This is a genomic window from Actinomadura sp. KC06 (genome assembly GCF_004348735.1).
In the GTDB taxonomy this organism is placed as follows: Bacteria; Actinomycetota; Actinomycetes; order Streptosporangiales; family Streptosporangiaceae; genus Spirillospora.
In genome coordinates, this window is record NZ_SMKT01000220.1 from 1 (window position 1) to 11,406 (window position 11,406).

The following is an 11,406-nucleotide window of genomic DNA, read 5'->3' on the forward strand; positions in this document are numbered from 1 at the left end:
GCGCTGGTGGGCGTGGGGGTCGGGGTTTCGCTTTCCGTGGGCGTCGGCGACGGTTCCCCGGAATCGGTCGGGAGGGCCGAGTCGCCTACGGACGCCGACGGCCCGCTGGGCGAGCCCTGAGCGCTCGTCCCCTCGCCGGGCGAGTCGGACATGACGTAGAACGCGCTCGCCACGACCAGCACCACCGCCGCGACGGCCGCGAGCACCGGCCAGAGCGCGCGCGGGCCGCCCTTCCTCGACGCGGTGGGCGGGGCGGCGCGGTCGATGCTGACGGGCCAGCCCCAGGCGTCGAACGGCTCGGCCCGGTGCGCGATCGCGGCGAGGTCGGAGGCCAGCGCCGGGTCCGTCGCGGTGGCCATGACCAGGCCGCGCAGGTCGGTCGGCATCATCGCGACGGGCAGCACCTGCAGGAACCGCGCCGCCGAGATCGTCCGGTCGCGCCGCGCGATGCAGGTCGGGCACGTGTCGATGTGGTGGACGAGCTTCCGGACGATCGCCGGCGGCAGCGGCCACCCGCCGTCCTCGGCGAGCGCGGCGACGCTGGGGCAGTCGCGTCCGTCGCGGGCGATGGACGCCGCGGCGAGCGCGTCCTCGAGGTGGGCGCGGGCCTCGCCGGACAGGTCCGTGGCGGCCTCGGCGTCGATGCCGAGCACGCCGCCGATCTCCACGACGTCCAGGCCGTGCCGGAGCATGAGGTCGAGCGCCTCGCGTTCGCGTCCGCGCAGCCCCGACAGGGCGCCGTGGACGAAGTGGCGGGCTTCCTGCCGCTGCGCCAGCTCGGCCTCGTCCAGGAAGCCCTCCTCGACCTCGGGCGCCTCGCGCCGGTCGGCGGGACGGTCCCGGCCGCGCAGCCGCCGCATGCACTCGTTGCGGACGAGCGCGTACAGCCAGCCGCGGAAACGATCGGGCTCGCGGACGAGGGGAACGTGCGCATACGCGGCGATGAGCGCGTCGTGCAGAGCGCCGGCCGCCTGGTCCTGGTCGCGCAGCAGAGCGTGACAGTAGTCGTACAGGCGTGCCGCGTAACGATCCATGACCTGGATGAGGGCACTTGGATCGCCTGCGGCCAGCGACCGCGCCAGGCGCTCGTCGTCGGCGCGATCGAGATTGGGCCATCCGGACACAAGGTCCTCCTGCGGGCTGAGTCAGCATCCTCGTCCGCATCAGGGACGGGTTTGATGATCCAATTGGGGAGCGAATGCGCTCTCCCTGCCCCTGCCTTCCGGCCCGGGGCCTGGGAGCCGTTCCCACCGGCTAGCCGGGGGTCGCACCCTGCCGGCCCGCCGGGAATGACGACGGCTCACTCACCCTGGACGCGGGCCAGGGGGAAAGCGGGTCGGAGGCCCGACGGCCCCGCTCCCCGTCGGGCCTCCACTTGAATTGACGGCCGACGCGCGCACCCGGTTGACACGGATCGAAGGAAAAAATCCAGAACTACCTGGCGCAATCGCATGATCACCGGATGGCGGTCACTGGATCCGGCGGGACAGCATCTTCAGGAAGATCTTCTGGATCTCCGCCGGCGTCATCGCGATCTGGACGCTGCCGTTCGTCACCTGGGCGATCTGCTCCAGCTCGTTCCGGTCCACGCCCGGGCCGAACCCGATCATGTTGACCTGGATCGGCTTGTTCGGGTCCTGCATGCCCTTGAGCTGGTTCAGCGTCGTCTGCAGCGAGGGGCCGCCGGGGTCGTCGTTCTTGCCGTCCGTCAGCAGCAGGATGGAGTTGCCGAACTCCGGCTTGTAGCTCTTGTTCATCCCGTTGTAGGCGGCGAGCATCGTCCGGTAGAGGCCGGTGTCGCCGTCCGGTTTCGGCCGCATCTGCTGGAGCGTGGACAGGAAGAGCCCGCGCCGCGTGGTCGACCCGATCCGGTCGCTGAGCGGGCCGATCGAGATCATCTCCTTGTACGGCTTGTCGCCGTTCATCTTCGTCGAGAACAGCCACTGGCCGAGCTCGGTGTCGTCCGACATCATGCTCAGCCCGCCCTGCGACACCTGCGCGAGGGCCTGCAGCCGGTTGACGTTCGGCCCGACCTTCTCGGCCATCGAGCCGGACACGTCGATCAGCACGAGCATGCGCAGCCCGAGCGTCAGCTTCGACCACGCCTGCATGATCTTCGCCACCTCGGCGCTCTTCGGCGCGGGCAGCTGCCGCGGGCGGGCGGGGCTGACGCCGGCCTTCTGGTCGAAGCCGTTCGGCGCCTTGCCGTCCGGGGTGCGGAACCCCTGCGCGTGGACGTCGCTGCGCGTGGCCTCGGTGCTCATCGCCTTCTCCAGCAGGCGGGCGCCCTCCTGCTTGCCGGCGTCCGCGCTGGTCACGGTGAACGGGTAGTCCATCGACAGCGTGCCTTCGAGCGGGTACAGCGCGACCGCCGGCTCCTCCGGCCCGGTCTTGTTGTACGTCCACAGCGCCTGCTCGGACGACAGCGAGATCGGCTGCTTGCCGGTGCGGCCCTTGCGGAAGTGCGTGAACTCCGCCGCCACGTTCGGGACGGTGCTCTCCCGGACGGTCCGGACGATGCCGGTGAAGATCGAGTCCCGGTTCGGGTCGTTGGCCAGCAGCGTGTTGGTGATCATCAGCGAGCCCATGCCCGCGGCGTTCTTCATCGGGTCGGGCACGACCAGCCGCACCGAGCCCGCCGGGATCATCTGGTTCTTGGTCACCGCGCCGCCCGCGACGCCGCCCGCGGCTTTGAGCAGGTTGTCCCAGGACGGGCTCGCGGTGATGCCCTGCTGCTTCAGCTGCGCCGCGAGCGACTGCGGCAGCCCGACGACGATCGGGCTGGACGCGACCGACGTCTTCGTCTTGGTCGTGGCCGCGGCGCCGCCCTGGCCGCCGCCGTCGCCGCCGCTCGTCTGCGCCAGCGACACCCACAGCGACGAGTCGGGGATCCACACGTCCGGACGCTCGTTGGACGAGTTCGCCACACCCTGCCCGGACAGCAGCGTCGACACCGACGACGGCTCCGCCTTCTTCACGGTCGCCACGACGCACTTGCCGTCGGCCTTCTGCTTGGAGTCGTTGAACCGTCCGGCGGCCTTCTCCACCACCGGAGCGATGTCGGGCGCCACCGCGACGGTCAGGTTCATCGCGTCGTCGCCGGAGCAGCCGCTGCCGCTCTCCGCGAACGCGTACACGCCGACGCCCAGCAGCAGCGCCAGGCCCACGGCCCCCGCCATCGGCCCGATCAGCGCGGACGCGCTCCGCTTGCGCTTGCGCCGCCCGTACTCATAACCGCCCGACCCGCCGCCGTAACCACCGGACCCGCCGGACGCGCCGAAGTCACCGGACCCGCCGTAGTCGCCCGATCCGCCGCCGTAACCGCCACCGCCTCCGCCATAACCGCTGGATCCGCCGGACCCGGCGCCGTAACCACCGGATTCGCCCGGCCCGCCGGTGCCGCCGCCGAAGAACGCCGCCCGGCCTCCGTCGGAGCTGCGGATGGAGTCGTATTCGCTGTATCCCGTCCCGGCGAGCGGGGAGCTCTCGGACGGCGGCCCCTGCCGCCCTTCGGCGGGCTCATCGAAGCCGTAACCGCCGCCGCCTCCTGACCCGTACCCGCCGCTGCCCGAGGCGCCGCCGTATCCACCGGACTCCGGGGCACCGCCGTAGCCGCCGGGCTCCGAGGCGCCGCCGTACTCCGGCGTGCCGCCGTAGCCGCCGGATCCGTACACGGGCTGCTCGCCCGACCGGCGCGGCGTGAACCATTCAGGCGTCTCGCCCGATGACGCGGGCGAGCCGGGCGGAGACCCCGCCGGAGTTCCCTGCGGGCCCGCGGGCGGCTGCCCGACCGGCCTGCCCTGGCTGTCCCGGGTCCCGAACCAGTCGGAGGACCCGTCGTTGGCCGGGCCGAAGACGGGCGTGGACGGGTCGTACCCGCCCTCGCCCGGCCCCTCGGGGAAGTCATTGCCATGACGTCCGCTCATGCCCTGCCCTCGATTCACCAGAAACCCGCCGATGTTCCCCGGCACTGTAGTAGTACGAACTAGAGGTTACAAAGAACTCAAAAGTGATAATGACGCAGGTCATGCGCGTATGTCTCATCGTCGGCGAAGCCGCCCGCGGCCGTCACGCCCAGCGAGCGCGGCGCTACACGCGCACCGGACCCTCCGGCGGCGGAGCGGCCTCCTGGCCTCGCCGTTCGGCCAGATCCGGCCTCGCGCTCCGCTCCCGTGTCGCCGGGTTCCCGCACGTCGGCCGGACCGCCACGGAGAGAACCGTCACAGTCACTGACGCAACCGAGGATGAGATCTACCGAGACCGAACCGGATTCCGGAAAGATTCCGCTACGTTGTCCGCTCGCACCTCGCGGCCATCTGCTCCCAGGCTTCACCGTCCTGCATATTCGACCCAGAAGTTGACGCGTGTTGAGGGACCGGTGGGGCGTCTCGAAGGACGCCCTGCCCGCGCCGGTTCCGCGGATTTCCTTGATCAGCCGACGCCGTTGTTCCGTCCAAGAGGCTGATCGGGAACGGTGCATGTCATGGTCATCATCTATCAGCGTCTGACAGGGAACACGAGGTGCGGGGCAGAGGGCGCGTCCACGCTTCCGGCCGGCTGCGGGAGACTTGGGGGATGGCCAGCCTGGTTCCCGTCTCCGACCCCGCGGATCCGCGCCTCGCCGACTATGTGCGGCTCCGCGACGTGAACCTCCGCAAGAGCCTGGAGGCCGAGCACGGCCTGTTCGTCGCCGAGGGGGAGAAGGTGATCCGCCGCGCGGTCGCCGCCGGCCACCCCGTCCGCTCCCTGCTGATGGCCCGGCGCTGGTCCGAGCCGCTCGCCGACGTCCTGGACGGCCTGGACGCCCCCGTCTACGTCGCCGACGACGCCACCATGGAGTCGGTCACCGGCTTCCAGGTCCACCGCGGCGCGCTGGCGTCCCTCGAACGGCTCCCGCTCCCCACCGTCGACGCCGTCGTCGCCGACGCGCGCCGCATCATCGTTTGCGAGGACATCGTCGACCACACGAACATCGGAGCCATTTTCAGGTGCGCGGCCGCCCTGGGTGTCGACGCCGCCGTGCTGGCGCCGCGCTGCGCCGACCCGCTGTATCGCCGCTCGGTCAAAGTCTCCATGGGCGCGGTGTTCGCGCTCCCGTACGCGCGCATGACCGACTGGCGCAACGGGCTATCGACGCTGCGCGAGCACGGCTTCCAGTTGCTCGCCCTGACGCCCGCACCCGATGCCGTGCCCATCGACGAGGTGCAGACGGCCGAACGCAGGGCGCTTCTGCTGGGTTCTGAGGGGGACGGGCTGTCGTCCCGCTGGCTTCACGAGGCGGACCAACGCGTCCGCATACCGATGAGCGAGGGCGCGCTGGAGCGCGGCGTCGACTCGCTCAACGTCGTGGCCGCCGCCGCGATCGCCTGCTACGGCCTCACGCGCTGATCACGCGCTGATCACTTGCCGAAGCTGCCGCGGCGGGGACGCCGGTGCTCGCCCTTCGTCCGCTTCGCGGTCTCGGCCGGCAGGCGCTTGCGTCCCAGCCGCGCCTGCGTCAGCAGCAGCGAGAACGCCACCATCAGCGCGGCCAGCCACGCGATCTGCGTGCTCGCCATCCGCTCGAACGTGAGGTCCTGCGCGACCGGCGACTTGTTCCCCTGCAGCCGGCTCTGCGGCGCCGCGACCTGACCCGGCGCCACCGACGGGTTCGGCGCGTTCGGGTTCGTGATCGGCGGCAGCGCCACCTGCGGGTTCCGCGGGTCGAACGACGAGTTCGGCGCCGGCGGGATGAATCCGCCCGTCGACCCGGAGCCGGACGTGCCGCCTCCATTCGAGCTGCCGGAACCGCCGGAACCGCTGCCGGAGCCGCCGCTGCCGGACGACGAGGAAGGCTTCGACGACTTCGTCTTCGTCGGAGGAGGGGTCTTCGTCTTGGTCGGCGGTGGCTTGGACGGCGGGGGCGTGTTGGCGGGCAGGGGAGCGAACTTCACGGTTGCCTTGCCGCTGCCGTCCAGTTCCTTGTTCTCTTCCTTCGCCTTGCCCTTGACGGTGATGGTGACCGTCACCTCGACGGCACTCTCGATCGCCTTGCCGCCGAGGGAGATCACAGACGTGACCTCCTGGAGAGCCCCCTCCGCGCCGATGAGGTTGCACGGCTCCGGATCGGCGTCGCAGCCGCCCGTGACCTTCGGGGTCCCGCCGGCGGTGGTCGCCGTCACGTCGACCTTGATGATCTCAAGTTCGGCCGCCGTTCCGTTCGCGACGTTGGCGCTGGTGGTGATGGTGACAGGCTTGTCCGCAGTGGGAGCGGTATCGCTAGGGTGGACCGACACGGTCAGGGTCGGTTCCCCGGGCGCGCCGGCGACGGCGTTGGCGCCGCCGGCGGCGACCACGGCGGCCGCGCCGAGTCCGATGATGGTGGGTATGACCGCTGATCGGCAGATCACTGCCGCAGCACCTCCGTTGCGTCGCCGTTGAGCGCATGTGTCATCGCTTCGAGGGATCGCCTCGGGACACAAGCGAACACGGAACTAAGCCCCAAATCAACCCCATCCGGAATCATGTGAACTCTTCACGAACGTCTTCAACTTCCGATCTGGGGGCCCAGGACTGCCAGATTCCCAGGTCGATGCGGTCCAGCCCGAGACTTTCGGCGACCGGGGCGCGTCCCCCTGAATATTCGACACGGAGCCAGGTTTCGTGCTCGCCCACAATGACGAAGCGTTCACCGCGCCAGCGGCAGGTGGTCCGGACGTAGCGCAGGTCCTCGATCTCGGACGCGGGGACGACGCGGCGGTACCGTCCGGGGCGCAGCTCCTCGAACCCGTCGGTCGGCGCGGGCGCGTACAGCCTGACCTCGCCGTCCGCGCCGGGCGCCGCCTCGAAGTCGCGGCCGAGCCAGCGCGCGACGTACCCGTCCCGGATCACTGCGCGGCCTCCGTCCGTCCGCCCGAGGCGTCCCGTCCGCCGGACGCGTCGGCGCTCGCGTCGGGCCGGAGCCAGGCGAGCCGGTCGGGGTCGTACATGGCCACGAACCGCTCGGAGCGGTCGCCGCCCAGGTAGTACATCTCCGCCCCGAACGGCAGCCGGACGCTGTCCACCTTGTACTCGCGGATGGAACCGGCGCTGCCCGGCGCGAAGCCGCCGCCCACGAACGGCGGCCGTTCGATCACCCATCCGGCGTCGCCCCAGGTGGCCAGCTCCTCCTCGTCTCGTCCGCCGAACGGGATGCGGTACAGGCCGGGGCAGTAGGCGGGCCAGCGGATGACGTACACGCCCTCGTCGCCGGGGGAGAATGGCGACCCCTCGTACAGGAGCCCCAGTGCCTCGTACAGCTGGACGGGCGCCTGCAGTTCCCCCACGTCGCTGGTCAGGTGGACGAAGCCGCCCACCCGGTCATAGCCCTGCTCCAGGTACCAGGCGACATGCCCGTGCGGCACGACCTTCTGCATGATGGACGGCGACGCGCCGCGGTCGTCGAGGTCGGGCGCCATCTGCGGCGCCGGTTCCGGCTGCGGCTGGGGCGCGGTCTGCCGGGCCGACGAAATGTCCTGCCCGGTGGATGGAACCTCTTGCCCGGCGAACGGGTCTTCCTGCGGGACCTCCTGCCGGGCGGGCGGGACCTCGGGCCGCGCCGGGACGAGCCCGACCCGCGCCGCCCACTCGCTCAGCTCCCGCACCTGGTCGCCGCGCAGCGACGCGCCGATGTACGTCCCGGGGTTGAGGAGCATCGCCCACTCGTCCCGGGGCCAGGCGCCGATCAGCTCGCGGAAGTCGGCGTACACGAACCGCGATTCCGGCAGCACCTCACGAAGCCGCACCAGCGAGGTGAACACCTGCACCGCGGACTCGGTCCGCAGCGCCGCGTCCCACCGGAACTCGCGCTGCATCGGCGTCACCTCAAGCGGCGCGTCCTCCGGGATCGGGACCAGCACGTTCGCGTTCAGCAGCACGCGCAGGAACGCGTCGGAGTCGCCGGTCGACGCCGCCTCGTACAGCTCCTGGTCGATCCGGTTCCCGGCCTCGAACTCGGGCTCCGGTTCCCGGACGGCCCGCAGCGGCCGTCCACCCGGCCCGGTGTCGTCGCGCGTGTCCGCATCGCCATGCGCAGCCTCGCTGAGAAGGCCCGGTTCACCGGACGCTTCCGCATGCTCCGCAACTGGCTCCGGCGCCTCTTGGACGTGCGGGACGGCGTGAGCGTCCTGTGCGTCGGCGGCGTGCCTGCCCGGCGTTTCGCTCGTTTCCGGAACCTCGGACGGGGCTGGGTAGCTCTCCTGCATGTTCGGGCCGAGTGCGGCGGAGATGGCGGACTCGGCGGGGACGTCCGGTCCGGCGGCGCTCGGGCTCGGCACCGGCTCGTCAGGGATGGGTTGCGGTGCGGCTTCGGCGGGCGGAGCGCTCTGCGCGTCAGGCGCGCTCAGCACAGTCTCAGCAGGTTGAGAAGCCGCAGGAGCGGGAGCGCTGGGCTGCGGAACCTCGTCCGGGATTTCGGGTGGCCCGGCGTGGCGTCCGCGCGGACGTTCCGGCACCGCATCGCCAGAGAATCCGGCGACGGGGCTCTGCGCAGCCGGTGCGTCAGGGACGGCAGGCGCGACCGGAACGGCGGGCTCCGCAGGGACGGCAGGCGCGACCGGAACGGCGGGCTCAGCGGAGACGGCGGGCGCGACGGGGACGGAGGGCTCAGCGGGGAGAGCGGGCGCGACCGGGACGGCCGGCGTCTCCGGCGGCGGTGGCGTGGACGCGGACGGGGGCGTCGCCGCGGCGTCCGGCCCGCGCAGCGAGCGGACCTGGTCGCCGGGCATGGTCGCGTCGATCGGCGTGCCGGGGTTGAGGACGAGCGTCCACCCGGTGTCCGGCCAGGCGGCGACCATCTCGACGAGGCTCGGCATGACGAACCTGGACGAGCCGATGGCCTCGTTCATCCACTTCAAGGACGTGAAGATCTGGATGGACGTCCGGCCGTGCACGGGGACGGGCCGCCACGGGAATCCGGGGTCGCCGGGGTCGATGCCCCACGGGGTCTCGGGATCGGCGGAGACGAGGACCTGCGCGCCGAGGAGGATGGAGAAGAAGGTGTCGGTGTCGCGGCGGCGGGCGGCGTCGAAGAGCTGCTGCTCGATGTCGTTCTGCGGGTCGAAACCCTCCGTTATGCGCTGCGCGGCGCGCTGGTCGGCCCAGGTGGCGAGGCCGGGGAGCTGCTGGGCCAGGATGGTGCCGCCGGCGGGGGAGCCCGAGTTGATGGCGAGCAGCCAGTCGTGGTTCGGCCAGTAGCGCAGCGCGACGGTGAACGGCAGCTTGATGTACTCGGTGCCGGTCCCTGCGGCGTGGGCGGCCTCGATGAGCCGTTCCGGGGACGTGAAGACGGGCACGACGGTGGAGCCGTCCACCTCCCTCGTCTGCCAGGGGAAACCGGGGCGGCCCGGACGCAGCGTGTAGTCGGTGTCGTCCGGGACGGGGAGCAGCACGTCCGTGGCGGCCAGGGTCTGCAGGAAGAGGTCGTGGTCGTTGTTGGCCGCGGCGCGGAGCAGGTCGCGCTCCACGTCGTTGGCGGGCTGGAACTCCTGACGGGGCGCTTCGTGGGACGCTTCGCGCGGCGCTTCGCGGGGGAGGTCGCGGTGCTGGTCGCGGAGCTCCTCCCAGGGCGCGGCCGCGCGGCCGACCTGCGGCGGACGGCCGTCGCCCGCGGCGACCTGGCGGACGAACCAGGACGGCAGCCGCGCCTCGATCGGCAGGACCGTCCCGACGCCCCGGGCCGGGACGTCGACGGCGAGCCACCAGCGGTCGTCCGGCCACGTCTCGGCGATCTCGCCGAACCTGACCGTCATGAAGTGCTGGTAGGTCTGGCCGAGGCAGGCGCGCATCGCCGACGCCGACGTGTACACGAGCACGTGGATCCGGCCGTCCTCCTCCTGCGTCGGCCAGGACGGCTGCGTCTCGTTGGCGAGCATCCCGTCCGCCACGTCCGGCGGGACGGGGACGACGAGTTCGCTCTCCGCGAGGAGCCGGAAGTAACTCTCCTGGTCTCCGGCCCGTACGGTCTCCTCCAGCCGGTGCTCGAGATCCGACGTGGGTCGCCACGCGTCGGCCACGGTCGCCACCCCCTGTTTCTTCCGTGCTCGTCCCCGCGCGACTGTCTACGCTACATGGGCGAACAGGACCAAAGAGCATCTTCACTCGGCGGCACCGGAGTCTGCGCAGCTCAGCGGGCCGTCAGCCCGGCGAGGGCGGTGAGGAGGCGGTCGATGTGCTCCTCGCTCGTCCCGATGCCGAGGCTGGCGCGGACGGCGGTGTCCGCTCCCTCGGCGCAACCCGAGCCGTCTCCACCCAGCAGGTGACTGACGAAGGGGTGGGCGCAGAACTTCCCGTCCCGGACGCCGATGCCGTACTCCTCGGACAGGGTAAGCGCCACGTCCCGCGCGTTCCAGCCGTCCACGACGAACGACACGATCCCGACGCGCGGCGCCCGTCCTCCCCACAGGCTCAGCTCGCGGACGGACGGCAGCGCGGCCAGCCCCGCCCGCAGCCTCTTCACCAGCGCCTCCTCGCGAGCGGCGACCGATTCCCAGACGTCCGACAGGGTGTCGCAGGCGGCGGCGAGCGCGATGACGCCCAGCACGTTCGGGGAGCCGGCCTCGTGCCGCTGCTCGGCGGACGCCGCCCACCGGGTCGTCCGTCCGACGGACGCGCTGGCGCCGCCGCCCTTCAGATAGGGAGCGGCGGCGCGGAGCCAGTCGGCGCGCCCGGCGAGGACGCCCGCGCCGAACGGCGCGTACAGCTTGTGCCCGGAGAACGCGACGTAGTCGAGGCCGAGCGCCGTCATGTCGATCGGGCGGTGCGGGACGAGCTGAGCGGCGTCAACGGCGATGCGGGCGCCGTTGCGGCGGGCGACCCGCGCGAGCTCCTCGATCGGCCACAGCTCGCCGGTGACGTTGGACGCGGCGGTGACGACCAGCAGCCGCGACCCGATCGGGGACTCGCGCAGCGCCCGGTCGGCGGCGGAGACGGCCTCGGCCGGGGTGGCGGGCGCGGGCAGCCGCACGGCCCGCTTCCACGGCAGCAGGCTCGCGTGATGCTCGGTCTCGAAGACGACGACGCTCGTCCCGGCGGGGACGGCGTGCGCGAGCAGGTTCATCGCGTCGGTGGTGTTGCGGGTGAACACGACGGCGGAGCGCCGCCAGCCGCCCACGAACGAGCGGACCGTCTCCCGCGCGTCCTCGTACGCCGCGGTCGTGACCTGCGAGGTGTAACCGGCCCCACGGTGCACGCTGCTGTAGTACGGCAGTGCACGGGTGACCGCCTCGTGCACTGCCTCCAGACAGGGCGCGCTGGCGGCGTAGTCGAGGTTGGCGTAGGGGACGTGGCGTCCGTCCCGCACCGGCACCGGGACGTCCGCGCCGATGACGCGCGGGCCCGGCTGAACCCGGACCCCCTCGGCGGGCGTCACAGGGGGCGTGACGGCGGAGC

The 11,406-nt window shown here is 71.9% G+C and carries 7 protein-coding genes; 1 reads left to right on the plus strand and 6 read right to left on the minus strand.

The features are described from left to right. On the minus strand, nt 1–1,124 hold a 1,124-nt coding region (locus E1287_RS38825), incomplete at its 3' end, for a sigma-70 family RNA polymerase sigma factor (protein ID WP_131970392.1). 345 nt (nt 1,125–1,469) lie between these two features. Beyond that, nucleotides 1,470–3,926 (minus strand): substrate-binding domain-containing protein, encoded by a 2,457-nt coding sequence (locus E1287_RS38830; RefSeq protein ID WP_131970394.1) that lies wholly within the window; start codon nt 3,924–3,926, stop codon nt 1,470–1,472. Between the two features lie 649 nt (nt 3,927–4,575). Between E1287_RS38830 and E1287_RS38835 the strand changes: the two genes are divergently transcribed. After that, entirely contained in the window at nt 4,576–5,388 is an 813-nt protein-coding gene (locus E1287_RS38835; protein ID WP_131970396.1) for an RNA methyltransferase, read from the plus strand. An 11-nt stretch (nt 5,389–5,399) separates the two neighbouring features. Here E1287_RS38835 and E1287_RS38840 read toward each other — a convergent pair whose 3' ends face one another. From E1287_RS38840 to E1287_RS38855, 4 genes are all read right to left on the minus strand, one after another. Next, nucleotides 5,400–6,389, minus strand: coding sequence for a hypothetical protein (locus E1287_RS38840; protein ID WP_131970398.1), 990 nt, complete (start codon nt 6,387–6,389; stop codon nt 5,400–5,402). A gap of 112 nt (nt 6,390–6,501) precedes the next feature. Further along, the gene (locus E1287_RS38845; RefSeq protein WP_131970399.1) at nt 6,502–6,870 is read right to left on the minus strand and encodes a hypothetical protein; all 369 of its coding nucleotides are present in this window, start codon (nt 6,868–6,870) and stop codon (nt 6,502–6,504) included. After that, nucleotides 6,867–10,040: an SseB family protein gene (locus E1287_RS38850; protein WP_131970401.1), complete on the minus strand. Its 3,174-nt coding sequence runs from the start codon at nt 10,038–10,040 to the stop codon at nt 6,867–6,869. Before E1287_RS38850 ends, E1287_RS38845 begins: the two co-directional genes overlap by 4 nt. 101 nt (nt 10,041–10,141) lie before the next feature. Beyond that, nucleotides 10,142–11,386 carry an aminotransferase class V-fold PLP-dependent enzyme gene (locus tag E1287_RS38855; RefSeq protein ID WP_131970403.1) on the minus strand — a complete coding sequence of 415 codons (1,245 nt, stop codon included), beginning with the start codon at nt 11,384–11,386 and terminating at the stop codon, nt 10,142–10,144. Nucleotides 11,387–11,406 lie beyond the last annotated feature (20 nt).

Excerpts from the sequence above, each read along its gene's own strand:
- E1287_RS38830 (WP_131970394.1), bottom strand. The coding sequence starts at position 3,926 with ATGAGCGGACGTCATGGCAATGACTTCCCCGAGGGGCCGGGCGAGGGC.
- E1287_RS38835 (WP_131970396.1), top strand. The coding sequence starts at position 4,576 with ATGGCCAGCCTGGTTCCCGTCTCCGACCCCGCGGATCCGCGCCTCGCC.